General features: G+C 58.9%; 22 protein-coding genes, 1 tRNA gene and 1 other RNA gene. 12 read left to right on the forward strand and 12 right to left on the reverse strand.

Annotated elements, in window-relative coordinates; genetic code table 11:
• Positions 1-27: 27 nt before the first annotated feature.
• The 11 genes from nuoH to def form a co-directional block, all read right to left on the reverse strand.
• Positions 28-1,110 carry an NADH-quinone oxidoreductase subunit NuoH gene (gene nuoH, locus RAK07_RS11545; protein ID WP_305732985.1) on the reverse strand — a complete coding sequence of 361 codons (1,083 nt, stop codon included), beginning with the start codon at positions 1,108-1,110 and terminating at the stop codon, positions 28-30.
• Positions 1,111-1,156: 46 nt separating this feature from the next.
• On the reverse strand, positions 1,157-3,616 hold the full coding sequence (locus RAK07_RS11550; RefSeq protein ID WP_305732986.1) for a molybdopterin-dependent oxidoreductase: 2,460 nt from the start codon (positions 3,614-3,616) through the stop codon (positions 1,157-1,159).
• Between the two features lie 39 nt (positions 3,617-3,655).
• Entirely contained in the window at positions 3,656-5,428 is a 1,773-nt protein-coding gene (gene nuoF, locus RAK07_RS11555) for an NADH-quinone oxidoreductase subunit NuoF (RefSeq protein ID WP_305732987.1), read from the reverse strand.
• A 29-nt stretch (positions 5,429-5,457) separates the two neighbouring features.
• Entirely contained in the window at positions 5,458-5,976 is a 519-nt protein-coding gene (locus RAK07_RS11560; protein ID WP_305732988.1) for an NADH-quinone oxidoreductase subunit NuoE family protein, read from the reverse strand.
• Between the two features lie 30 nt (positions 5,977-6,006).
• Positions 6,007-7,179 (reverse strand): NADH dehydrogenase (quinone) subunit D, encoded by a 1,173-nt coding sequence (gene nuoD, locus RAK07_RS11565; protein ID WP_305732989.1) that lies wholly within the window; start codon positions 7,177-7,179, stop codon positions 6,007-6,009.
• 42 nt (positions 7,180-7,221) lie between these two features.
• Positions 7,222-7,710, reverse strand: coding sequence for an NADH-quinone oxidoreductase subunit C (locus tag RAK07_RS11570; protein ID WP_305732990.1), 489 nt, complete (start codon positions 7,708-7,710; stop codon positions 7,222-7,224).
• 72 nt (positions 7,711-7,782) lie between these two features.
• A complete protein-coding gene (locus RAK07_RS11575; RefSeq protein WP_305732991.1) occupies positions 7,783-8,292 on the reverse strand; it encodes an NADH-quinone oxidoreductase subunit B in 510 nt (169 codons plus the stop codon).
• On the reverse strand, positions 8,283-8,639 hold the full coding sequence (locus RAK07_RS11580; protein WP_305732992.1) for an NADH-quinone oxidoreductase subunit A: 357 nt from the start codon (positions 8,637-8,639) through the stop codon (positions 8,283-8,285). Before RAK07_RS11580 ends, RAK07_RS11575 begins: the two co-directional genes overlap by 10 nt.
• A 226-nt stretch (positions 8,640-8,865) precedes the next feature.
• On the reverse strand, positions 8,866-9,609 hold the full coding sequence (locus RAK07_RS11585; RefSeq protein WP_305733514.1) for a DUF116 domain-containing protein: 744 nt from the start codon (positions 9,607-9,609) through the stop codon (positions 8,866-8,868).
• Positions 9,610-9,662: 53 nt separating this feature from the next.
• Entirely contained in the window at positions 9,663-10,613 is a 951-nt protein-coding gene (fmt, locus tag RAK07_RS11590; RefSeq protein WP_305732993.1) for a methionyl-tRNA formyltransferase, read from the reverse strand.
• Positions 10,610-11,110, reverse strand: a complete 501-nt coding sequence (gene def / locus RAK07_RS11595) for a peptide deformylase (RefSeq protein WP_305732994.1) — start codon at positions 11,108-11,110, stop codon at positions 10,610-10,612. Before def ends, fmt begins: the two co-directional genes overlap by 4 nt.
• A 63-nt stretch (positions 11,111-11,173) precedes the next feature.
• Here def and RAK07_RS11600 point away from each other — a divergent pair, with 63 nt between their 5' ends.
• Positions 11,174-11,380 carry a hypothetical protein gene (locus RAK07_RS11600; RefSeq protein WP_305732995.1) on the forward strand — a complete coding sequence of 69 codons (207 nt, stop codon included), beginning with the start codon at positions 11,174-11,176 and terminating at the stop codon, positions 11,378-11,380.
• A gap of 54 nt (positions 11,381-11,434) precedes the next feature.
• Here RAK07_RS11600 and RAK07_RS11605 read toward each other — a convergent pair whose 3' ends face one another.
• Positions 11,435-12,280, reverse strand: a complete 846-nt coding sequence (locus RAK07_RS11605) for an HDOD domain-containing protein (RefSeq protein ID WP_305732996.1) — start codon at positions 12,278-12,280, stop codon at positions 11,435-11,437.
• A gap of 176 nt (positions 12,281-12,456) precedes the next feature.
• On the opposite strand from RAK07_RS11605, the gene RAK07_RS11610 reads away from it, so the two are divergent.
• The 11 genes from RAK07_RS11610 (at position 12,457) to mraZ (ending at position 23,936) form a co-directional block, all read left to right on the forward strand.
• A complete protein-coding gene (locus RAK07_RS11610; RefSeq protein WP_305732997.1) occupies positions 12,457-14,373 on the forward strand; it encodes a tetratricopeptide repeat protein in 1,917 nt (638 codons plus the stop codon).
• Between the two features lie 81 nt (positions 14,374-14,454).
• A complete protein-coding gene (locus RAK07_RS11615) occupies positions 14,455-17,844 on the forward strand; it encodes an alpha-amylase family protein (RefSeq protein WP_305732998.1) in 3,390 nt (1,129 codons plus the stop codon).
• Entirely contained in the window at positions 17,841-18,830 is a 990-nt protein-coding gene (locus tag RAK07_RS11620; protein WP_305732999.1) for a hypothetical protein, read from the forward strand. The genes RAK07_RS11615 and RAK07_RS11620 overlap by 4 nt, the downstream gene beginning before the upstream one ends.
• A gap of 349 nt (positions 18,831-19,179) precedes the next feature.
• On the forward strand, positions 19,180-19,602 hold the full coding sequence (locus RAK07_RS11625) for an ankyrin repeat domain-containing protein (RefSeq protein ID WP_305733000.1): 423 nt from the start codon (positions 19,180-19,182) through the stop codon (positions 19,600-19,602).
• A 165-nt stretch (positions 19,603-19,767) separates the two neighbouring features.
• The gene (locus RAK07_RS11630; protein ID WP_305733001.1) at positions 19,768-20,331 is read left to right on the forward strand and encodes an elongation factor P; all 564 of its coding nucleotides are present in this window, start codon (positions 19,768-19,770) and stop codon (positions 20,329-20,331) included.
• Between the two features lie 76 nt (positions 20,332-20,407).
• Positions 20,408-20,484, forward strand: a tRNA-Ile gene (locus RAK07_RS11635).
• 117 nt (positions 20,485-20,601) lie between these two features.
• Entirely contained in the window at positions 20,602-21,732 is a 1,131-nt protein-coding gene (locus RAK07_RS11640; protein WP_305733002.1) for a Nif3-like dinuclear metal center hexameric protein, read from the forward strand.
• Between the two features lie 26 nt (positions 21,733-21,758).
• Positions 21,759-22,478 carry a zinc ribbon domain-containing protein gene (locus RAK07_RS11645; protein ID WP_305733003.1) on the forward strand — a complete coding sequence of 240 codons (720 nt, stop codon included), beginning with the start codon at positions 21,759-21,761 and terminating at the stop codon, positions 22,476-22,478.
• 11 nt (positions 22,479-22,489) lie between these two features.
• Positions 22,490-22,857: RNase P RNA component class A (gene rnpB, locus RAK07_RS11650), an RNA gene on the forward strand.
• 39 nt (positions 22,858-22,896) lie between these two features.
• Positions 22,897-23,247 (forward strand): hypothetical protein, encoded by a 351-nt coding sequence (locus RAK07_RS11655; RefSeq protein ID WP_305733004.1) that lies wholly within the window; start codon positions 22,897-22,899, stop codon positions 23,245-23,247.
• A gap of 209 nt (positions 23,248-23,456) precedes the next feature.
• Positions 23,457-23,936 carry a division/cell wall cluster transcriptional repressor MraZ gene (gene mraZ / locus RAK07_RS11660; RefSeq protein ID WP_305733005.1) on the forward strand — a complete coding sequence of 160 codons (480 nt, stop codon included), beginning with the start codon at positions 23,457-23,459 and terminating at the stop codon, positions 23,934-23,936.

The raw sequence follows: 23,936 nt of genomic DNA on the forward strand, positions 1-23,936 counted from the left end.
TTCGTTATCAGACACAGATGGAATCGGTTATCCGAAAAAGGTGTTGAAACCCAGGAATCCCGCAAGACCGGTCAGTACGATCAGGCACAGCGACGTGGGAAGCAGCACTTTCCAGCCAAGGGTCATCAACTGGTCGTAGCGGTAGCGGGGCACGGTCGCACGGATCCACATGGTCAGGAACATCAGGAAGTAGACCTTGGCGATGAAATACAGCGGGGAAAGCAGCGGGATTGAGCTGCTGAAGGGGCCGTCCCAGCCACCGAGGAACATGGTCGTTGTGATTGCACAGACCGTTACCATGTTTGCATATTCTGCCATGAAGAACATGGCATACTTCATGGATGAATATTCGGTACAGAAACCCGATACCAGTTCGGTCTCCGCTTCGGGCAAGTCAAAAGGCGTCCGGTTGATCTCGGCAAGCGAGCACAGATAAAAGAGGAATGCAGCAACAAAGGTCATCGGGTTGCTCCAGATGAACCATTTGAATCCCTCCTGGGCCTTGACGATTTCCTGCAGCGACAGCGAACCGACCAGCATGAAGACCGGAATGATTGCCAGACCGGCTGCAAGCTCGTAAGACACCATCTGTGCGGATGCCCGCAGGCCCCCCAGCAGAGAATACTTGCTGTTGGATGCCCAGCCGGCCAGCACGATACCGTATACCCCCAAGGAGGCCATGGCCAGCACATAGAGCACACCGACGTTCAGGTCGATGACCTTGCCCATATCGGTGTCATAGTAGGCGGCAATCTGCAGGGGAACCTTGTAGCCCATGACTTCGATGGTATTGCCGAACGGGACAGCTGCGAAGGTGAGAAACGCCGGCACCAGCGCCACAAGTGGAGCCAGCAGGAAGGCGAATTTGCTTGCCTGGCCGGGGACGATCTCTTCTTTGAAAAAGAGCTTCAAACCGTCAGCGATCGGCTGCAGCAGCCCCAACGGGCCAACCCGGTTGGGTCCGATGCGCACCTGCATGTGGCCGATGATTTTACGCTCGGCATACGTTGCGTATGCGACGGTCAGCAACACAAAAACGAACGCGACCAGTACCTTCGCCACCATGGCGATGTAGTAGTACAACGGCAGTCCAAGAATCACGTTGTCCATCGTTCCCTCTTTCGTTCTCTGATAGCGTTAGGAGTCCGCAAACTCGTTACTTCGAAATCGTCACGCTGGTGACAGCCGCACCGGACCAGATACGGTTGATCGGGTTGGCGCTAAAATGATAGGGGCTGAATACCACCCCTGCCGGCATGCGCAGGGATATTTTTACTTTCAGCTTGATACTCCCCGTGGCACTGGTCACGGTCACTTCGTCATCATCTGCCAGCTTGCTGGCGGCCGCATCCTGGCGGGACACCTCCAGATAGCCTTCCGGACAGACGGCAACCGGCCCTTCGCCATACTGGGACAGTGTACCGCAGTGGTACAGCGCAGCACCGGCCAGGAGAGCCAGCTTGCCTGCCTCGATCCCCTTGACACCGGCTGTCGGCACAACCAGACGGGGAGTTACAGCAACCGGCACAAAGGCACCTTCTGCCGGTATAGCGTCGTACGACATCGCAGAGTAGGCAGCAATCTCCGCGAAGGCCCCGGCAGGAGCAACAGCAGCCTGACCGCCAAGTGCCCTGATCAGGTCTCCATAGACGCGGAACTCGGGACGGCTCTGGCCTACCGGCGTGATGGCCGGCTGAATCTTCTGGAGACGACGGTCGGTGGCGGTAAAGGTGCCATCCTTCTCGGCATAGGAGCAGACCGGCAACACCACATCCGCCTGCTGGGCGGTTTCGGTCAGGAACAGATCGGCAACCACCAGAAACTCAACCTTCTCCAGCGCGGCAGTGACTTTGGCATGGTCAGGATAGGAGACGAGCGGGTTTTCGCCGGCAAGCAGCAGTGTCTTGATGCTGCCTGCAGCGCAGCCGTCAAGAATGCTCCGCGCATCGCAGCCGCCTGCAGCCGGGATGAAGCCAACATCGACGGCCCCCTGGCTGTTGTTCTTCTCCTGCAACACCAGCAGCCCCGCCCCCTCGGATCCCAGCTTACCACCGAGGATTGCCAGGTTGGCAGCGGCATGGGCCAGCTGCGCATCATGGCCAGCATAGGCTAGACCGGTCGGGAAGATGATCAGGGCCTTTTCCGCAGCCGCGTAATCACGGGCAAGCTTTCTGATTTCGTCGGCGGCGATACCGCACTGCGACGCGACCTGCTCCGGAGTGAAGGCGGCAAGCCCGGCGACCAGTTCGGCATAGCCGGGGACCGACTGGGCAGAAGCGGCGAGATTTTCATCGATCAGTACTTTGGCAAGGGCGTTCAGCAGCACGACTTCCGTACCGGGAGTATGCAGCAGGGTTTCCGCCTTGGGCAGTCTACCCAGTTTCCCCCGTTTATCGGAAAGAATCCTCAGCTTGACATCGCGATTTTTGACACCCATGTTGATTTCAAAACCGACCACCGGATGGGTCTCATACACATCGCTCTTCACCACCAGCAGCAGGTCACTCTTCTGAATATCGAGAATGGTTGACGGAGCCGCTGCAACGCCAAAGCTCTTTTTGAGCCCTTCCGTCAAGGCCGTGTGCGCGTAGCCTGCGGAATGGTCGATGTGGGGGGTTCCCACCTGTACGGTCATCAGTTGTTTGAGCAGTTGCAACTCTTCGTTGGTCATTCGTGGGGTTGCAAGGGCAGCAGCGGTAGTGCCGGCACTTTTCAGCCGTTCGGCAACCAATGCCAGAGCTTCATCCCAACTGGTCTCGACCAGCTCGCCGTTTTTACGCACCAGCGGTGCCGTCAGTCGCTTGGTCGAGCTGATGAACTGGTAGCCGAAGCGACCACGGACACAGAGCTGACCATTGTGGAATCCCTGGTTCTCATCGTAGATTGTAGTCAGTACGGCATTATCCTTGACACCGAGCGTCAGGCTGCAACCGGTACCGCAGTAGCCGCAGACCGAAGTCTTCTTCTTCAGTGCCCAGAAGCGTGCCTTGAACTTGAAGGGGCGGGCAAGCAGCGCCCCTACGGGACATACGGAAATACAGGAACCGCAGAATTCGCAGTTCAGGGGACCGTCGAACTCGGTACCGATCTTGGTTTCGATACCACGGTTCATAAAGGTCAACGCACCGCGAGAGACAATCTCATCGCAAATCCGTACACACTTGCCGCAGAGTACGCAACGGTTCTGGTCGCGCTCGATCAGGGGGTTGTTATAGTCGATCTCGTGGTGGAACTTCTCGTCGGACAGACGATTGACGTTCACCTTGTGATCGTAGGCAAGGTTCTGGAGCTCGCAGTCACCACCCTTGTCGCAGACCGGACAGTCCAACGGGTGGTTGAGCATCAGCAGCTCCAATACCAGCTTACGGGCCTTCTCCACAGCCGGCGTGGTGCAACGGACGATCATTCCCTCGGTCACCGGGGTCGTACAGGCCGGAATCAGACGTCCCTTCATCTGCTCGACTTCGACCAGACACATCCTGCAGGCACCAAAGGGCTTGAGCTTCTTGTCGTGACACAGGATCGGAATAGTGACGCCTGCTGCTTTGGCGGCATCATAGATCGTGGCATCCTTCTCAACCGAAACCTGCTTATCGTCTATCGTCAGAGTAACCATCTAAAACCTCGAGTGCTGGAGTTATACCGTGGTACGCGACTATTCAATCGCCATGAAGCGACAGGCGTCATAGCAGGACTTGCACTTGGTGCATTTTTCCTTATCAAGGTACGCGATCTGCCCCTTCTCCCAGACAATGGCATCAACCGGGCAGACCTTTTTGCAGGCGCCACACTTGACACACTTCTCTTCAACCACCTGCCACAGCAGCAGCTCCTTACAACAGTTCGACGGGCAACGCTTGTCGGTGATGTGCGCTTCGTACTCGGAACGGAAGTAACGGAGCGTGGAAAGAACCGGGTTCGGCGCCGTCTGGCCGAGGCCACAGAGTGATGCCTGCTTGATGGTGGTCCCCAGGTCCATCAGGGTTTCGATATCTCCCTCGCGGCCGTTGCCTTCGGTGATCCGCACCAGAATGTCAAGCATCGCCTTCAGGCCGATTCGGCAGGGAACACACTTGCCGCAGGATTCCATCCGGGTGAAGGTAAGGAAAAACTTGGAGACATCCACCATACAGGTGGTTTCATCCATAACCACCAGACCGCCGGAACCCATCATGGCACCGGCCTTGATAAGGGAGTCGTAGTCAACGGGCGTATCAAGAATCTCTGCGGGAATACAGCCACCCGAAGGACCGCCAGCCTGAACAGCCTTGAATTTGCGATTGTTCAGAATACCGCCGCAGACATCGTAAATAACCGAACGGACCGTCATGCCGGCCGGAACTTCCACCAAGCCGGTGTGCTTGACCTTGCCGGTAACCGCGAAAATTTTGGTCCCCTTGGTCGTATCCGTACCAATGGCGGCATACCAGTCGGCACCCTTGTTGATGATGTGACGGACGTTGGCAAAGGTCTCGACGTTATTGATGTTGGAGGGCTTGCCCCAGAGTCCCTTGACGGCCGGGAACGGCGGCCGCGGCCGCGGCATACCGCGCTCGCCTTCGATGGAGGCCATCAGTGCGGTCTCCTCACCACAGACGAAAGCACCGGCACCCTTTTTAATCCGCATGTCGTACTCGAAGCCGAGCCCCATGCAGTTTTTGCCGAGGTAGCCTTTTTCATAGCAGGTGTCGATGGCCTTCTGAAGACGGTCGATGGCCAAGGGGTATTCTGCACGGACGTAGACGTAACCGAACTGGGCGCCGATGGCGTAGCCGGCGATCATCATCCCTTCGATGATGCAGTAGGGGTCGCCTTCCAGAATCGAGCGGTCCATGAAGGCACCGGGGTCACCTTCGTCGGCGTTACAGATAATGTATTTATGGTCTCCGGGCGATGCGGCGCAGAATGACCACTTCATGCCGGTAGGGAAACCGCCGCCCCCCCGACCACGGAGGCCGGACTTCTTGACTTCTTCGATAACCTCAGCCGGCTTCATGGTTTTGACGCACTTCTCAATGGCTTTGAAGCCATCCTCCGCAAGGTACGCGTCCAGGGATTCGGCATCAATCTGGCCGCATCCAGACATACAGACACGCATTTGGGCGTCAACGAACTGGTTGTAATAGGGCTTGGCCTTGCGTTTCTCGATCGGCGCACCGGCAACGATGTGCTCTTCGACCAGCTTGGCCACCTCTTCCGGTTGGACGAAGTCGTAGGTGGTGCACCCCTTGTCATCCACGATATCAACCAGCACGTCGTTGGCACAAAGACCGCGGCAACCGGTTTTGATGATGTCGCAGCGCTTACCGACGGTCGCAGCGATCCCCTTTTCCGCAAGAACCCGGGTGAATTCGGCTTCGACCTTCTTGGCCCCGGCGGAAATACCGCCCGTTCCCTGGCAGATCAAAATCTTGATAGCTTCAGCCATGTGTTCTGTCCCCTGACAACGTCCCGAAGCTAGATCGGGAGCGAAGAATATTCCTTGATGATGTCATCAACCTTCTGAACCGTCATCTTACCGTAGGTTTCATCGTTCACCATGGCAAGTGGCGCCATACCGCAAGCCCCCAGACAGGCGACCAGCTCGAAGGTAAAACGACGGTCCGGCGAGGTTTCGGCGTGACCGATGCCAAGACGCTCAAAGAAGGTTTCGCGGATACGCTCCGCCCCCAGAACGTGACAAGCTGTACCCATACAGACCCTGATGATGAACTTGCCGCGCGGCTTCAGGTGAAACTGCGCATAGAAGGTCAGAACACCGTAAATCTGGCTGGGGTAGACGTTCAGGCGCTCGGCAACGTAATCAACCGTAATCTTGGGCACATAGCCGTACACATCCTGAATCCCCTGCAGCACCGGCATCAGGTTGCCGGGAATATCCTTATATTTCTGAATAACTTGTTCAGCAAGCGCCAGATCGATGACCGGCTCTTCCATTTCAGCTGCTTCCTGTGCGACTGCAACCGCTTCACTCATCGGCGGCATCTCCTTTTCCGGTCTCGGGGATTAGCGGTCGATCTCTCCCAGCACGATATCCAGGGTACCGATGACGGCAACCAGGTCGGCGATCATGCTGCCCTTGGACATCTTCTCAATGGCCTGGAGATTGACGAATGAGGGGGGACGAATCCGCATCCGGTAGGGATGCGAGCTGCCGTCACTGACGATATAGTAGCCCAACTCCCCCTTCGGAGCCTCGATGCCAACATAAGCCTCACCCTCTGGTACCGGATAGCCTTCGCTGGCAATCTTGAAGTGGTGGATCAACCCCTCGATGGAGTTGTAGACCGACTCCTTGGGGGGGTAGCAGACCTGGGGAGCATCAGCCAGCACAGGACCGGGCGCAAGGCGGTCAAGGGCCTGGTTGATAATCTTGCAGGACTCCCGCATCTCGGTCAGGCGCACCTTGTAGCGGTCGAATGTATCGCAGTTCGTACCGACGGGAACCTCGAACTGATACTTATCGTAGCCGGCATAGGGAATATCGCGACGCAGGTCGAAATCAACCCCGGAACCACGCAGGGCAGGGCCGGTGATACCGATATCGGTCGCATCCTCGGCAGAGATCACACCGTTGCCGATGGTTCGTTTGCGCCAAATCGGGTTATCGGTCAGTAGCCCTTCATAGGTGTCAAGGTAGTCGGGCAGCGTAGCGACAAAATCGCGTACCTTTTTCTCAAATTCAGGCGGCACATCTGCCGAAAGTCCGCCGGCACGGAAGAAGTTTGAGGTCATCCGCGCCCCGGAAATCAGCTCATAGGTTTCCATGACCACTTCGCGCTCGCGGAATGCATAGAGGAACACGGTCATGGCACCAATATCGAGAGCGTGGCAGGCAATCCAGACCAAGTGCGACTGCAGACGCGCCATCTCGGTCATGATGATCCTGATGGTTTCGGCACGTTCCGGCACCTCGATGCCGAGCAGCTTCTCGACGGTCAGAATGTAACCGAGGTTGTTGCTCATCGGCGCCAGATAGTCCAGACGATCGGTAAGAGGCAGGGTCTGGTGGTAGGTCCGATGCTCGGAAAGCTTCTCGACCCCACGATGCAGATAGCCGATATCCGGATCGATTCTGGTTATATTCTCGCCATCCAGCTCGATTACCAGCCGCAAAACCCCATGGGTACTGGGGTGCTGGGGCCCCATATTAACAGTCATGATCTCAGTGTTCGCCATGTATCGCCTCGTTACCTCGTTAAGTTAGTACGCAATCGAGAATCAGGAGAGCCGCCCCCGGTAGGGCTCACGATCCGGCCCCTGCACCGGATAATCCTTGCGCAGGGGGTGACCGACCCAATCAGGGGTCATGAGAATGCGGCGCGGGTCGGGATGATTACCAAAGGTTATGCCGAAGAGGTCAAACACCTCCCGCTCCAACCAGTTGGCCGACTGAAACACCTGGGTTGCACTTTCGATACGACAGTCGGCCTCGCTGACCGGCGCCTTGACCCGAAGGCGGTCCTTATACTGTACCGAGGTCAACTGATAAACCATCATGAAACGGTCAGCCTTTTTCCCGAGGTAGTCGACCGCAGTGACGTCGGTCAGCATCGCATAGGCACATTCGGCCTTCAGAAAGGACAGCACCGGCACGATGGCGTCTTTCGCTACCGTGACGATCCAGTCACCACGATCCTGCGTGACCTCCAGCACGGAGGCGGCAAATTTTTCCTGCAGTTTCGAAACAGCGCGATGTGTGTCTGCCATGATTTAAAACCTTTTTGAAGTAATGTGTGATTGGTTCAAGACAAAGAAAGAGCGCCCATGAAAGGCGCCGCCTTACACCGTCGCAACCCGCTCACCAAGCCCGAAAGCGGAACCGAACGAGTTCGCCTCGCCCATGATCTTGTCCTGAAGCTTGATGATTCCGTACAACAGCGCCTCCGGACGGGGAGGACAACCAGGGATATAGACATCAACCGGCAACGCCTCATCAACACCCTGCACAACGCTGTAGGTATCAAAGACACCACCCGAACAGGCACAGGCCCCCATGGCAATAACCCACTTCGGCTCCGGCATCTGCTCATACACCGTCTTAATAACCGGCAACATCTTTTTAGTAACCGTGCCGGCAATAATAATACAGTCGGACTGACGGGGCGAAGCCCGGAAAATAATGCCGAAGCGGTCAAGGTCATGGGAAGAGGCACCGGTCGCCATCATCTCAATGGCGCAACAGGCGAGACCGAATGTCATCGGCCAGAGAGACGACTTCCTGACCCAGTTGACCAGCATGTCGAGAGACGTGACAGTGACACCACTGCCCAAGGGCTGATTTACTCCCATTCCAGTGCTCCTTTTTTCCAGACATATATGTAACCGACAAACAAAATAACGATAAACACACCCATCTCAATCAGACCAAAGAGCCCCAACTTCTTATAGAGAATGGCCCAGGGGTACAGAAAAACCGCTTCAATATCGAACAAAATAAACAGCATGGCTATGAGATAAAACTTGATCGAAAAGCGCTCCTGCGCAGAACCAACCGGCTCACAACCGCATTCATAGGGAGCCAGCTTGACCGGGCTGAGTTTTTTCTGGCCAACCAGCGACGAGACAACGACCGAGCCCAAACCAAAGGCTACGGCGATCAACAGCAGCAGAATAATGGGCAGATAGGTTCCCAGCATGTAATACAACCTCCCCGGTCATTTAGCCTGAAATACATCAGGTATACTGTATACAAACGTCGCCAACGTATTGCATTCAACCAGCATTGTCAAGCATTTTTTCCCCCGGATTTCAGCCTGCACCAGCCACGACGGACACAGGCATGACGGGACTCCCCGCCGCGCTCGCACCTCGCCGCCACCGTGACGGTTACACACGAAAACTACACCGTAGCAAAGCGTGATGTCAGGGGGATTCGGAAGCGGGGGACGAGTGGACGTCCAGCACCTGCTGCAGGGCCTCGTCGATTGCGCCGACGTTCACCATGGTATTGAAGCAGGGCCCGAAGGGACGCTCGTTGAGAATACCGATAACCGGCAAGGGATAGCAGTCCTTGATACCCGAGGTGAGGTCGCGCTCACAGGCAACAGCCAACACCAACTTGGGACGTTTTTCGACGATTACCTTGCGGGCAAGCGTGCCGCCCGTGGCCACGGAGATGTCGATATGGTACTTCCTGCCCAGCTCCACCAACCCCTTGATGTTGCAGCGGCCACACTCCACGCACTTGTTGATGTCGCCGGTCACCTTAATTTCGCAGTCGAACAACTGAATGCAGTGAGGCAGCAGCACCAGGATACGGTCCGGCTTCAGCCGGTACTGTTGGGAAATAACCAGTGAGTTATTCATAGCGATGAAGGACTGGCGAATCCGGTCCCGGTCCAGTCCCAACACCTTACCGACGAATTCAATGACCGGCAGCAGGAATTTGATCACCACCAGTCGCATAAATCGGGTGAAGAAGATATCCTTACCCAGTGCCGTGGTCAGCACCAGCAGCGCGGTCCCCAGCATGGCGATACCGGAAAGCACCGCCATGCTCATCCCGACATAGCGAGGAAGGTCCGGATGAATATTGGCCAACCCCTTGCTGGGAATCCACCATGCAAGAAAAATGACTCCCACCAGTATCAGGCAGGTAAGCCCCATCAAACCAATAAAAAGACGCTTGCGGGGTGCCGCGGTCTTGTCGTGGGCAGCGCTCACCGCACCGTCTCCCCATCGCCGAACACGACACCCGGCTGCAGTGGATGACCGGCAAGAAAACTGGCGGCATCCATCCTGCGGCTTCCCGCAGCCTGCAACTCATAAATCAGCAACGACCCCTCGCCACAGGCCACCTCGACCCCTTCCTTGCCGGCGGCAAGAATGGTTCCCGGCGTTCCGCTTCCGCCGGCCACGCCGGTACGAAAAAGCTTCAGGGGCTCACCGCCGCAGGTGGTGACCGCACCGGGCCAGAGCGAGAACCCGCGAACCAGGTTGTGAATGGTGTGAGCCGACTTACCCCAGTCTATCACCCCATCCTCCTTTTTCAGGAGCGGCGCATAGCAGCTCTGCTGGTCGTCCTGGGGCTCCGGCACGACGGTTCCCGCCTTGAGCCCGTCCAGTGTTTCAGCGAGAAGCTCGGCCCCCAACAGCGCCATCCGGTCGTGCAAACCGGCAATATCCTCATTGGAGCCGATGGGGGTAGCGCGTTTCAGCAGCATGGGACCGGTATCAAGACCGACATCCATCAGCATGGTGGTGACCCCCGTTTCCGTTTCGCCGTTGACGATACACCAGTTCAGCGGCGCCGCCCCCCGATAGCGGGGCAGCAGGGAGGCATGGACATTGACGCAGCCTTGGGGGGGGATGTCCAGCAGCGACTTGGGCAGGATCTGCCCAAAGGCGACCACTACGATCAGGTCGGGACGCAACTCCCTGATCTGCTCGACCACCTCAGGACTGCGGACCTTGGGGGGCTGATAGACCGGAATGCCGTGCCGCAGGGCAAGCTCCTTGACCGGCGGATGCTGCAGCTTCTGGCCACGTCCCCTGGGGCGGTCAGGCTGGGTGTAAACGGCGACAACCTCTTCGCCGCGCTGCAGGAGGGTCTGCAATGTAGGACAGGCAAACGCCGGGGTCCCCATGAACACGATGCGCCAGCCGGTCATAGCACTCCTTTTTTCTTGCATTTTTTCAGATACAGCTCCCGCTTGAGCGGCGAGAGCCGATCAACGAAGAGAATGCCATCCAGGTGATCGATCTCATGCTGGAAGGCAATGGCCAGCAAGCCGTCGGCCTGCCAGATCCGCTCCTGCCCTTCCAGCGACAGGCCCTTCACCGTCACCCGCTCATGGCGGCTGACACTTGCCGAATAGTCAGGAACCGACAGGCACCCTTCCTCTTCGTAGACCGATCCCTCGGCATGGGTGATGACCGGATTGATTACCGTGATCAGGCGTGGCGCTTCCTCCTTGCCGGAAACATCCACGACGATGATCCGCTGCAACACTCCCACCTGCGGTGCGGCCAGCCCGACGCCGGGTGCCGCATACATGGTCTCGGCCATGTCGCGGGCCAGCTGAACAACTTCGTCGGTGACGGCTTCGACCGGAGCGGATTTCTGCTTGAGAAGCGGATCAGGAAAAGAGAGAATAGGGCGTATCATAATACTGTCCTTTATAGCAATTTCTTCATCCATTAATCAATACGCTTGCGGGGAGCATCCAAGATGACCGAACCGGTGCAAAGAATCGGCAGGACGACAGAGATCGGGCAGCGCAAAGGATACCGCGACCGGCTGAACCAGGGTTACGGCGAGGGTGCAAAGCGGGAACCCGACCACGAAGACGATCAGGTGGATATCTCGGAAGAAGCGCGCAGCCGAGCGGAAGGACGGTACAAAAAAAGTATCCTGGAGCATGTAGAAGGCAGTTGATCTATCTTCCGCACCTGTTCTGCGTGGCGGAGCGCCCCGGCGCCGATAGGAGGACTAGGTAAACAACTCATTGTCCTTTCGAAAGGTCTCGATAAACGACGACAGCAGATACTGCACCTGTTCCTCCGCCAGTCCCAGCGTTTGAACCTGCCGGCTACCGACGATATCCAGCTCCTCCCTGTGGATGGTTCCCACGCCGAACCAACGACAGAACAGGTCAGCCAGACTGACGATGTGCACCAGGTGCACCAGGTAGGGATCCTCGTCCTCGGGAAGCTCAAGGGTGTGGTGATACCTGACCGCATGGATCAGGTTTTCGGGGAAATTCCACTTACGGATGACCAGCGCCCCGGCCTCCTCGTGGGTGTAGGGAAACAGCTGCTGCTCGGCATCCTCAAATGACGCCCCCTCATTGTAGCAACGCTGTATCGCTTCCTGAAAACGCTCCTTGTCAATGAAGTTCATGATCTGTTTGCCCAGATCGTGAAACAGCCCGCCGAGAAACGCCTCGTCCGGGTTGACCACCCGGGTTTCCGAGGCAATGATGCGTGCCGCGAGCCCCGCACCGAACGAATGTTCCCACAACAGTTTCTCGGTCAACCCGAAGGGATGGTAGACCTGCTTGGCCGACGCGGCGACGACAACGCTTTTCAGCGTGACGAACCCCAACATCATGACGGCGTGGGGCAGGGTCTGAATCTGACGCTGACACCCGTAAAAGGACGAGTTGGATATTTTCAGCACGCGGGCAGCAACGGCGGGATCAGAGGCCACAACCCGGGCCAGGTCGTCGGCAGTGGCATTTTCCTCCTGCATCAACTGCATGACCCTGGTTGCCACCACCGGAATGGTGGGCAGGTCACCGGCCGACATGATCAGCCGTTCCAGATCCTTGTTCATCCTGTCCTCGCTTTCTCCACCCGGCTCTCGCAGGCGCCGGAGCGGGGTTCATACTATGCCATCCGCTTCCGGATAATCAAGCAGTTAGGCCGATTTATTTGAATTTTTACCCTATGGCGTGTATAGTGCTTCCATTTTTCCGTCCCACTCACACTCGCAAAAGGACATACAACGTCATGCATAGATGCCTCAAATCCGTTCTCGTCCTGCCGGCTCTTGCCGCTGCCAGCCTGCTGCTCACCGGCTTTACCTGGAGTTTCGGCAAGGACAAATGCGCCTCAGCCATCGAGCTTGCCCAGAAACTACCTGCTACAACAGACGAACTCCAGCGCAGCCGCACCGAAACCGAAATCCTGTCTCTATGCTCCGATGGGGCCGCCGCAACCTACGTTCAGGGTGTCCAGGCGGAACGGGCCGGCAATCTCGACGGCGCCATTGCAGCCTACCGTCGCGCACTGCAGCAGGAGCCGAACCTGGCGGCCGCCAACGGCAGCCTCGGCATGCTGTATCAGCACAAGGGGCTGACGGATGATGCCGCCGTCGAGCTGACCAAGGCCCTGACAAGCCTCCGCATTCCCGCCTACCATAAGGCACTGGGCAAAGTCATGACCGAACGGCGTTTTTACGCGCTTGCCCTCTACCATTACGGCGAGGTGCTCCGGCAAGCTCCCGACGATGCCGGCGCCATTGCCGGCCAGGCAGAAGTCTATGCCGCCCAGGGCCAGATCGACCGGGCCATGGACGAATACCGCCGCGCCCTGCTGCTCGTACCCGCTCACGAACAGGCGTCCCTTGATCTTTCCCGCCTGTACCTTCAGCAGAATCAGCCGGACAAGGCGCTCGACACCCTCAAGAAAGCAGTTACCGCCAATCCCCGCAGCGCCCCGCTGCACCTGGCACTGGGCGATCTCTATGACAAGCGCGGCGACAAACAACAGGCGGAATATGAGTGGCTGCTCGGTGGAAAGAAGTCCGCTGCCGCCGGCACGCCGGCAGCCCAGCCGGGCGGTATTGCCCGCGGCGACCAGCTTGCGGCCCTTGGTGAGATCGAGCGGGCGGCCGAGGCTTACCAGTCGGTCCTGACTGAACAGCCTGACGCGGTGATTCCCTACGAACGCCTCGGCACGCTCTACTTCAAGGCAGGTCGCGACGGCGACGCCATTACCGCCTACCGCGAGGCGAGCTACCGCAACTCCCTGAACGCCGATGTTTATTACAACCTCGGCCGGCTTTACGAAAAGCGCAGCCAACTGGACGAAGCAATCGTATCCTACAAACGGGCCATCGAACGCAAGCCGGACCATGCCGACGCACGCCTGAAAATGGCGGACCTGCGCCTTTCCCGCGGCAATGTGCCGGAAGCGATCGAACAGTATGTGGAATTTCTGAAGCTGAAGCCGGAAAGCGCCGACATCCACCTGAAACTTGCCCGCATTTTCCTGAAAAACAAGCAACCCAGCTATGCCGAGGACTCCTACAAGGCCGTTCTCAAGCTGGCCCCCGACAACCTGGAGGCTAACCGGGACCTCGCCTCCATCTATCGGAACAAGGGAGAAAACGACAAGGCGATTGCCCTCTACAAAAAGGCATTGCAACTCCAGAAGGACGACGCAGAAACCCGTAACGCGCTCATCGCCCTCTATGTCAAGGAGAAGCAGTACGACGATCTTACCGTCCTGCTCAAGCAGGCCGTGGAAATCGCTCCCGACGACCCGAACAATCATTATAAGCTTGGTCTGATCTACGACTTCAACAAGGACTACGAAAATGCCATCGCCAGCTACAAGAGCGCCATCGACCTCAAGGCGGACCATGCCCGTGCCCTGAACGCCCTGGGCAGGGTCTACATGAAGTCAGGACGTCTTTCCGAGGCACGGGAAGCGCTGGAGGCGGCCAAAAATGCCGATCCCAACCTGGTCGAGGCTTCGGTACTGCTCAACAACATCCAGGATGACTTCAACCCGGAACCGCGTAAACTGACCAAGAAAAAAGGCAAGAGCAGCAAGAAGAGCACGGCTAAAAAAGGCTCCAGGACGACAAAGTCGAAAGCTCCGGCAAAAGCGGCCACCAAGCCAAAGAAGAAAAATCAGTAGCCATTTCCGGACCGGAGGCACGGGGGGCAGCGGCCCTCAGCCTCCGGTCGTTCGTCAGCGCAGCATGAGGGTCCCCTCTCCATGACCATCCCTTCCGCCATGACGTCCTATTTTCCCCTCTCCTTTCCCCTGTCAGCAGCGGCACGACACATCCTGAACCTAGCCCCTTTCCTGGACGACTTCGGGCGACATACCTATCCGCAGATCATCGCCTGCCGCCGTATCGCCGCCGCCCTCAGCGCCGGTTCCGCCAACGGGGAACGCCCGGTATCGGCGGCTACCCTGCTGCTGTACGGCACCCTGCTGGACATCTGGCGCTACCTGATCGACGAGATTGTTGCCGGAGAGCAGCGGGAGCCCCTGCTCACGGCACTGAAGCAGTGCGGACTGCCGCCGGATGATGGGGCGGTGCAGGTCACCTGCCGGACCTTTCTTCACCTGTTTCCTCCCCGCCCGGAACTCGTCGCAAGCCCCCGTCAGCACTTGCTGCTGCGGGAACTGTTGCTGCTGCATATCAGCGCCGACAATCGCGCCGTTGATCCGTTCCGCCTGCTGCAGGACGACCGCGAGCTTGCCGCCACCTCTCCCTACCGCCAGGTTGCCGGCCATCTTGAGCAAAGCCTCGCCACTGGCCCACTCCTGCCCGGTTTCGGCATGACCCTGCCGGAAGTACTGCGGGCGCCGCTCAGAGCCGCCCCCGATTCCCTGGCAGCCCAACTGGGCTTCGTCCGCGATCACTGGGGTGAACTGCTGCCACCGGAGCTGCTGGAAGAGTTGCTGGTATCCTTCGACATCCTTGAAGAAGAGCGGCGAAGCCGGAGTGCCGGTGGGCCGGGACCGAGCCCCGTACTCAGCTTCGGCAAAGCCGGGAGTGACGGAGCTGCTGGTGGCGGGTTAGCGCCGGAGCATCTGGCCGGGTATGACCAGCCGGAATATGAGGCCTTTTCCCGGGATGCCGACTGGATGTCCAACGTGGTGATGATGGCCAAAATGACCCATGTCTGGCTTGACCAGCTTTCCCGCAGCCACAGTTACCCGATCACCCGCCTCGACCAGGTTCCCGATGCCGAACTGGACCGGCTCGCCTCTTGGGGCTTCAGCGGTCTCTGGCTGATCGGGCTCTGGGAGCGCTCGCCGGCTTCCCGGCGCATCAAGGAGCTGTGCGGCAATCCCGATGCCCACGCCTCGGCCTACTCGCTGTTCGATTACACCATCGCCGCAGACCTGGGAGGGGAATCAGCCTTTCTCAACCTGAAGGAGCGTGCCTGGCAGCGCGGCATCCGGCTGGCCAGCGACATGGTGCCCAACCACACCGGCATCTACTCCCGCTGGGTGCTGGAGCATCCCCACTGGTTCATCCAGAGCGATCACTGTCCGTTTCCCACCTACCAGTTCACCGGTGAAGACCTCTCCCACGAGCCCTCGGTCACCCTCCAGATCGAGGACGGCTACTGGACCAGGCGCGATGCAGCGGTGGTCTTCCGGATGATCGACCGTCGGGACGGCCGCACCCGCTACATCTACCACGGCAACGACGGCACCAGCATCCCCTGGAACGATACGGCCCAGCTCAACTACCTGCTGGCCGAGGTGCGGGAGGCGGTGATCCGTACCATTCTGCACGTGGCGCGCCTGACCCCGATCATCCGCTTCGACGCCGCCATGACCCTGGCGAAAAAGCATTATCAGCGGCTCTGGTTCCCCCAGCGGGGACTGGGAGGCGGCATCCCGTCCCGCGCGGAACATGCCATGGGTCGGGACGAGTTCGACGCCGTCTTTCCCGTGGAGTTCTGGCGCGAGGTGGTGGACCGGATGGCGGTGGAAGCGCCGGACACCCTGCTGCTCGCTGAGGCGTTCTGGATGATGGAGGGCTACTTCGTCCGCACCCTGGGGATGCACCGGGTCTACAACTCCGCCTTCATGAACATGCTCAAGCAGGAGGAAAACCACAAGTACCGTCAGACCATCAGAAACGTGCTCGAGTTCAACCCCGAGATCCTCAAGCGCTTCGTCAACTTCATGAACAACCCCGACGAAAAGACCGCCGTCGAGCAGTTCGGCAGCCAAGGCAAGTACTTCGGCGTCTGCGTCCTGCTGGCCACCATGCCGGGACTGCCGATGTTCGGTCACGGCCAGATCGAGGGGTTCAAGGAAAAGTACGGCATGGAATACCGTCGGGCCTACTGGCAGGAAGCGGTGGACGACGGACTGCTCAGGGGGCATGAACTCTGGATATTCCCGCTGCTGAAGCGTCGCTGGCTCTTTTCCGGTTCCGAACATTTCATCTTCTACGATTTCGTCACCCATGACGGCGGAGTGGACGACAACGTCTTCGCCTACAGTAACCGCGCCGGCAACGACCGTGTTCTTGTTCTGTATCATAACCGCTTCGACCGCACCGCCGGTTGGCTGCGCGACTCCGTTCCCTTCTCCACCGACACCGGCACGGGCGGGCGCGAACTGCGCTCTACCACCCTGGCGGCTGCCCTGGGAGTCGAGCAGCAGCATGACGGCTACCTGCTGTTCCGGGACCTTGCCCGCGACCTGGAATTCATCCGGCCAGTTGCGGAAGTGCGGGAGAAGGGGCTTTTTGCCGACCTTGGCGACTATGAATTCCACGTCTTCCTTGATTTCCGCCACCGCATTGAGGAGGAGGACGGATACTGGGGCAAGCTCTGCGCCCACCTCGGGGGACGGGGAGTTGCAAGTCTCGATGAGGAGCGTATCCAGCTTGAGTACGCTACGCTGATTACCGCATTCGAGGGGCTCCTGCACCTGCTGCCCAGCGCAACCGGTACGCCGCTCCCCGCCGATGAACTGAGCGTTGCCCTCGGCCGTTACCAGGATGAACTGCTCTCCGTTGCCGACCAAGCGGAGACGGATGCCATCATCACCACCCTGCGCGACGCCTGCAGACCGGCCCTCTGCCGCAAAGCCGTGCGCCTGCTGCGGAACCAGGGGGTTACGCGCACGCAGCTGGTGCTGTCGCCGCGGGAACGGCGCCTGGCGCTGGCCACGTCACTGCTCCGGAAGCTGTTTACCCCCCCCAGCAGTGACCTGTTGCATCACCACGGTCTGGACAGGCCGCTCGCCGCTTTCATCACCGACGACCCCCTCGCCGAACGGGCTTGGGGCAGATGGAATGCCGCGCTTTGCAGTGCCACGGCAACGGCATGCAGCGCCTGGTCTGCCTCGTCCCTCCCCACGACCGGGGGCCGGTGCAGCGCGGTGCTGGCGACCGAAGAGGTACGCAGCTTCCTGTTGGTGCACGAAGATAACGGTATTCTCTGGTTCAACAAGGAGCGGTTCGAAGAGCTGTTCTGCCGGCTGACACTGCACACCGCCTTCGACGCCGCCCGGAAGCTCCCCGTACCCGTGGTACCGGCCGCAAAACTGCTCGATCTCGCGGCGGCGGCCGGTTACCGCCTGCGCAGCCTTCTCCACCTGCTGGCGGGGGGTGCGGCAGAATGAACCTGCCGGGCGCCATACTTACCCTCCTGCTGGTACTGGCACCGGCTTTCCTCCGCCCCGCAGTTGCAGAGCCGCAGACGACTGCCACACCCCACGAGGCTGTCGTTGAAAAGCCGCTCAAGGAGCATCTTTTCGGCTCGCACCCCCTGGGGTGGGCCGATCTCGACTGGGAAGTCGATCTCTACTACAGCAACCTTTCCCTGAATATCCCCCTTACCGATCAGCCGCTGCGGCATATCCATGAGGCCGGAGAGCTGGAGGTCTACAGCAAACTGTTCGTGGATTCCCTGATCCCTCGCTTTATGATGGTCGAGGCAGCGGTAATGCCGCTGCCGTTAGCCGGCGCCGGATTGAAGGAATACGCCCGCGATCTCTACAAGGCTGCCGATATCGGCAGAGAGCAGAATGTCATCCAGTGGGTCACCGCGGGCTTTGAAGAACCGTGGGCGTTTTCCTTCTTTGTAGGCGACATGGTCCGGTTCGATCGACCCGGAGAAAGCAGGCTTTCCTCAAACAAGGGATACATGGGCTACCTGCTCAGCTACTCCAACCAGCATATCAAGAACAACGTCCTGGTTCCCGATCACTCCCTGGAAGCCGAATGGAAACTGAAAGGCGAGCGCAGCTTCAGGGATGAAAAACTCTCCTGGAGCTTCCGGGTCGGCGCGAAGATTCACGACAACACCAACATCAGCAACACCGTCTACCTGGGGGCACGCCGCAGCGACCTGGATTTTCGGGTCAACCCTTTCGAGTTCCTGAAAAACAGCACCTTTGATCTGCGCATTGACTTTTCCCAGAAAAACGGGCGGTTAATCCGCCAGGAATACGTGTTGGGGAAGAAATTCCCGATCACATCCTGGGGAGTCGCCCTGAAGCTGGACATCGGCCTGATCTGGGAAGATCCGGCACGATATGCCGGTACGCTGCGGGACCGGGATTTCCAGAACCTTACGCTGGTACTGCGTCCCAACATCCAGTTCTGAGAGCGCCCGCGCCCACACCGCCGGCAGCGTGCCCGATGTTGTCCGTTTCCCGGTGGCAAAGCCGGCAAAGGTGTGCTATAAGAGACACCATGTCGAACACCTCCGAGGTCGGCAGGTATCCATGATCGAGCAGGCTGCGGACATTTCATCGCCCCACCCTCTGGCGGAACGGCCTGACAGCAGAATGCCGGTCGTTTCCGCCGGATCATCATGTCACGTTTCGTACTGCGCACCTTCGTGCTTCACCCCATCCCCTTTTGCTATCTATCTCACGTCAACAGCACCATTGAACGAGTCAGCGCCTCGCATGCGGCGTTGCCGGCAACTCGACCGACAGGAGGAAATATCCATGGAGAATGTCAATGTCAAAGACCGTAACGGCCATACCCCACTGATCAGCGCCTCCAAGGAAGGACGTGTTGACAGTGTCCTGGATCTGCTCCACCGTGGAGCCGACATCACCGCCTCCAGCGAAAAAGGCAAAACCGCTCTGCATTACGCGGCAGCCAATGGACAGACCCAGATTGCGAAGATGCTGATTGAAAAGGGAGCCGAAGTCGACGCACGGGACCGTGACGGTCATACCCCGCTGATGCTGGCCGCCATTTACGGCTGTAACCAGACGGTACAGGCACTGCTCGAAGCAGGAGCCGACCCCCGTGCAAAGACCAAGAGTGGTAACACGGCGGTCATGTACGCGGAAAACAACAGCCATCCCGTAGCCGCAACCTTGCTCAAAAAAGCTGAACGCACCAAACCCGGCAATGCCTGACTGTCGTCCTCCGCGCTTCCGCGTGCTCGTAGCGGGAGCGCGGAGGGACGTCTTCATTTCGCCCCCGGCGCACCACGGTCTGATCAACTACCCGCCGGAAGCGACCGATAGCGGTTGCCTCCGGCCTTTTACACGAACCATGCTGTTTTCGAGGAGAGTTGTTTGATGGTCAGTACGTCCGACTTCAAAAAAGGTATCGTCGTACAGTTGGATGGCGCCCCCTGCCTGATTCTGGATGTCGTGTTCCAGTCTCCTACGGCACGTGGCGCCAACACCATGGTCAAGACCCGCTACCGCAACCTGCTCACCGCCCAGGTGCTCGACCGTACCTTCCGCTCCGGCGACAAGGTCGACGAGGCCGACTTCGAGCGTCACAAGGGGCAGTATCTTTACGCCGATGGTGGGCGGGGCGTTTTCATGGACCTGGAAACGTTTGAACAGTTCGAAATGGAGGAGGAGGCATTCTCAGCCCTTGCCCCCTACCTGCTGGACGGCACGGAGGTAACGCTGGGACTCTTCGAGGGCCGACTGGTCACCACGGAGCTTCCGCTGACCGTTGAACTGACCGTTACCGAAACCGCACCGGTCATCAAGCATGCCACGGCCACCGCCGAAAACAAGGACGCCATCCTTGAGACCGGCCTGAAGCTCAAGGTTCCCGCCTACCTGGAAACCGGGCAGCGCATCAAGGTTGATACCCGTGACGGACGCTTCATCGGCAGAGTGTGAGCCGATTAGCGCCTTCCGTGCCTGAAATAGCTTGACACCTGCCGTAAAATACCGGTAAGTTTCAATCTTCCTGCAGGGGCCTATAGCTCAGTTGGCTAGAGCCACCGGCTCATAACCGGTTGGTCCCAGGTTCGAGTCCTGGTGGGCCCACCATTTACTAACCAAGCATGACAGAGGACCGGATGCGGTCAGATCACACCAACCCTTCATTGTTCCCTCACCGTTCAAAGAGTGCATGCCATCGGGGTGCACTCTTTTTGTTTCCGCTCCATGAACGCACCAAAAGTTTCTGACATCATTGGAATAATCAACAAAAAATTTCCATTTGCCCTGGCCGAGCAGTGGGATAACACCGGATTCCAACTGGGGGACGCTGCAGCACCGGCCGACAGCATCATGGTAGCGCTTGATCCGCTACCGTCAGTCATCGAGCAGGCGCTCGCCAACCAGTGTCGCCTGCTGATCACCCACCATCCCCTCATTTTCTCCCCACTTCGCCAAATCACGACTGCCACCGCCATCGGCCGCTTACTGCTGAGAGCCGCAACCGGCGGCCTTGCCCTGCTGTCGATGCACACCAACTACGACATTGCCCGGGACGGCCTCAATGATCTCCTGGCGGCGCGTATCGGACTGCAGGATATACGTCCGCTGAAAATCACCGGCCATGACGAGCTGGTAAAATTTGTCGTATTCGTACCAACTGACCACCTGGAAGCGGTGCGGGAGGCACTGTTCGAGCACGCCGCGTCGCTGGGGAACTACCGTAACTGCTCCTTTGCCGCTTCCGGAACCGGTACCTTTCTGCCCCTTGCCGGAGCACAGCCGGCATTCGGCAGTGTCGGCGCCTTGGAAGCGGTTGCCGAGCACCGTCTTGAACTACTGGTGCACAAGGATCGGCTCCCCCGCCTGATTCGCACCCTCCGTTCGGTTCACCCCTATGAAGAGCCGGCGTTTGACAGCTATCCCCTGCTGAACAATGCCCCTGTCGTCGGACTCGGACGGATCGGAACCCTCGCCGAGCCCCAACACCTGGAGGCACTGGCACAGCAGGTTGCACGGGACTTGGGGTGCCCCACCGTGCGCACCGTTGGTGACCCGTCCCGTCCGGTCCGCACCGTTGCCGTCTGTGGCGGCAGTGGCGCCTCTTTGCTGCGGGAAGCGGCTCGTGCGGGTGCGGACGTGCTCATTACGGGCGATGTCAAGTACCACGACGCCCGTGAGGCCCAAACGCTGGGTGTAGCCCTGCTTGATGCGGGACACTTCGGCACGGAACGCCTGATGGTTGCCGCAGTGACATCCTTTCTCGAAGATTCCCTTGCCCGCAACGGGTTTGCCGCCGTGGTCACGGCGGCAAACACTGAAACCGATCCGTTCACCACGGTTCAGGCCTCGCCATAAACCGGCATCACCACGAAGGAGAAGCAATGAAAAAGAAACTGTCCCTGTTGGAAGAGCTGCAGACCCTTGACCGCACCATTGACGACAAGTGTCTTGCCCAGACAGCGCTGCGTGCAGAAATTGCCGGGAATGAGCAGGACGTCGCTGCCTTCAGACAGGCACACGAAACGAACCTGGCGCAGATGGCCGACCTCGAACGCCAGAAGAACGAGCTGGAAAACGCGCTGGCAACGGAGCTGGACAACATCAAGCGCTCGGAATCCCACGTCAAGGAGATTCGGACCAACAAGGAGTTTCAAGCGGTCGGCCGTGAGATCAGTACCGCCCGCAAGCAGGTCGGGGAGCTGGAGGAGCAGATCCTTGGCCTCACGACACGTACTGACGAACTACGCGCCGTTCTGGAGGCCCAGCAGGCCGAACTGCTGTCTCGCGAGGAAAGCGGCAGGGCTGTTGCCACCGAGAAGAGCGACATGATCGATTCACTGCAACGCGAAGTTGACGCCGCAACCGCCGGCCGGGAGGCGATCGTCAGCCAGCTTCCCGCGAACCTGGTCCGGCGGTACCAGCAGCTGCGCGAACAGCGACGCGGCCAAGCACTGGCCGAAGTGCAGGGCGGCTCCTGCCTGGGGTGCAACATGCACCTGCCGCCGCAACTCTACAATACCCTGTTCAGGGGTGACGAACTGCTGTTCTGTCCCCACTGCCAGCGGATACTGATTCTCAAGCAGGAACAAGCGCAACAATAGAAAGATTGGCTGGAGCAGGACAGACGATCGCTGCCGCTGCACGGCGGTGGAGGAAAGTCCGGGCTCCGCAGGGCAAGGCGCTGGATAACGTCCAGCGGGGGCGACCCCAGGGAAAGTGCCACAGAGAGAAGTCCGCCTGTCACGACAGGTAAGGGTGAAAGGGTGAGGTAAGAGCTCACCGGGTTCGGCGGTGACGTCGAATGCCAGGTAAACCCCGCCAGGAGCAAGATCGAATAGGGAGACGTCAAGGGTGGCCCGCCCGTGTCTCCGGGTTGATCGCTCGAGGTCGTCGGTAACGGCGATCCCAGATGAATGATCGTCACCCGCTGACGGGTAACCGTCCGCGGGAACAGAACCCGGCTTACGGACTGCTCCAGCCAATAACGTTTCTACCACCTACGAAAACAAGGGATTCATCATGGCCATAGCAAACGACCTCGTCCTGGTGCATGTCGACGACAAGCCGGGGTTTTACGCACGTATCGAAGACATTACCCCCGACGTCAAGCCGGGCTGGTGGCAGGTCAAGCTGCTGGTGCTGACCTTTCCGTTGCAGGTTTTTACCTGGATACTTGACGACAACCAGCTTGAGGGACACCCCTTCACCATGGGCGGCACCCCGTTGCAACTGGAAAAGCTGATTTCCCCCGTTGAAAAAGAGCTGCCGCCCCCCCTGGACGCACCGGAAGTCCCCGTGAAACAGGCCCCTGCAGGCAGCAGCAAAGTGGTGTCCCTGGCGGAACGCCGAAAGAAGCAGCCGCACACCTGATCCCCCTTCAGGCGCCTCCGTTCAGCGGGGGCGTTTTCCGTTCGCTCCACCTCCTTGCTGCAGCCCCCATACTGCCGAAACCCAGCCCCTCCGCCGTCACAGCCGCTGTGGAAACAATGCCGTTTTGTGCTTGACAGCCTCTTGCCCTCTGCTATAGTTTGCCCCGAAGTGGAAAAAAGTGGGAAATTTTGGCATAACGTGGAAAATCTATGTTCAGCGGCGAATGCCTGACAACCATCGACAGCAAAGGGCGCACCAGCATTCCGGCTAAATTCCGGGACGTGTTGCTGCAGGCTTTCGGCGACGAACGGTTTGTCATTACGAAATCATCGCCGGTGGATTTCGACGACGGCAGCTTTGGCCGCGGACTTTCGGTCTACCCTCTCAGGGAATGGCGCGACGTGGAACGCCGCATACAGACCAATGAAGACGGTTTTGCTCTTGCCCAACTGAACAGCCTGAAGCGCTTGGTGCTGGGGCCGGCTCAGGAGTGTTGTCCGGACAAGCTGGGACGGGTGCTGATCCCGCCATCCCTGCGTCTCCATGCCGAGCTGGAGCGGGATCTCTACCTGGTCGGCATGGGCAAGCGCTTTGATGTCTGGTCGCGTGAAACCTATGCCCGCGTCAACAGCCAGGATGAACGCAACTTCCCGCAGGATTCCGCGGCACTGGCCGCCATCGGTCTGTAG

This window comes from Trichlorobacter ammonificans (assembly GCF_933509905.1).
Lineage (GTDB): Bacteria > Desulfobacterota > Desulfuromonadia > Geobacterales > Pseudopelobacteraceae > Trichlorobacter > Trichlorobacter ammonificans.

Coding starts and splice junctions, on each gene's coding strand:
- RAK07_RS11585 (WP_305733514.1), bottom strand. CDS start 9,609: ATGGGGCTTACCTGCCTGATACTGGTGGGAGTCATTTTTCTTGCATGG.
- RAK07_RS11645 (WP_305733003.1), top strand. CDS start 21,759: ATGAAAAAGAAACTGTCCCTGTTGGAAGAGCTGCAGACCCTTGACCGC.
- RAK07_RS11655 (WP_305733004.1), top strand. CDS start 22,897: ATGGCCATAGCAAACGACCTCGTCCTGGTGCATGTCGACGACAAGCCG.
- RAK07_RS11615 (WP_305732998.1), top strand. CDS start 14,455: ATGACCATCCCTTCCGCCATGACGTCCTATTTTCCCCTCTCCTTTCCC.
- RAK07_RS11600 (WP_305732995.1), top strand. CDS start 11,174: ATGACCGAACCGGTGCAAAGAATCGGCAGGACGACAGAGATCGGGCAG.
- RAK07_RS11575 (WP_305732991.1), bottom strand. CDS start 8,292: ATGGGAGTAAATCAGCCCTTGGGCAGTGGTGTCACTGTCACGTCTCTC.
- RAK07_RS11620 (WP_305732999.1), top strand. CDS start 17,841: ATGAACCTGCCGGGCGCCATACTTACCCTCCTGCTGGTACTGGCACCG.
- nuoH (WP_305732985.1), bottom strand. CDS start 1,110: ATGGACAACGTGATTCTTGGACTGCCGTTGTACTACTACATCGCCATG.
- RAK07_RS11625 (WP_305733000.1), top strand. CDS start 19,180: ATGGAGAATGTCAATGTCAAAGACCGTAACGGCCATACCCCACTGATC.
- RAK07_RS11610 (WP_305732997.1), top strand. CDS start 12,457: ATGCATAGATGCCTCAAATCCGTTCTCGTCCTGCCGGCTCTTGCCGCT.
- RAK07_RS11550 (WP_305732986.1), bottom strand. CDS start 3,616: ATGGTTACTCTGACGATAGACGATAAGCAGGTTTCGGTTGAGAAGGAT.
- mraZ (WP_305733005.1), top strand. CDS start 23,457: ATGTTCAGCGGCGAATGCCTGACAACCATCGACAGCAAAGGGCGCACC.
- RAK07_RS11630 (WP_305733001.1), top strand. CDS start 19,768: ATGGTCAGTACGTCCGACTTCAAAAAAGGTATCGTCGTACAGTTGGAT.
- RAK07_RS11570 (WP_305732990.1), bottom strand. CDS start 7,710: ATGGCAGACACACATCGCGCTGTTTCGAAACTGCAGGAAAAATTTGCC.
- RAK07_RS11560 (WP_305732988.1), bottom strand. CDS start 5,976: ATGAGTGAAGCGGTTGCAGTCGCACAGGAAGCAGCTGAAATGGAAGAG.
- fmt (WP_305732993.1), bottom strand. CDS start 10,613: ATGACCGGCTGGCGCATCGTGTTCATGGGGACCCCGGCGTTTGCCTGT.
- RAK07_RS11605 (WP_305732996.1), bottom strand. CDS start 12,280: ATGAACAAGGATCTGGAACGGCTGATCATGTCGGCCGGTGACCTGCCC.
- def (WP_305732994.1), bottom strand. CDS start 11,110: ATGATACGCCCTATTCTCTCTTTTCCTGATCCGCTTCTCAAGCAGAAA.
- nuoF (WP_305732987.1), bottom strand. CDS start 5,428: ATGGCTGAAGCTATCAAGATTTTGATCTGCCAGGGAACGGGCGGTATT.
- nuoD (WP_305732989.1), bottom strand. CDS start 7,179: ATGGCGAACACTGAGATCATGACTGTTAATATGGGGCCCCAGCACCCC.
- RAK07_RS11580 (WP_305732992.1), bottom strand. CDS start 8,639: ATGCTGGGAACCTATCTGCCCATTATTCTGCTGCTGTTGATCGCCGTA.
- RAK07_RS11640 (WP_305733002.1), top strand. CDS start 20,602: ATGAACGCACCAAAAGTTTCTGACATCATTGGAATAATCAACAAAAAA.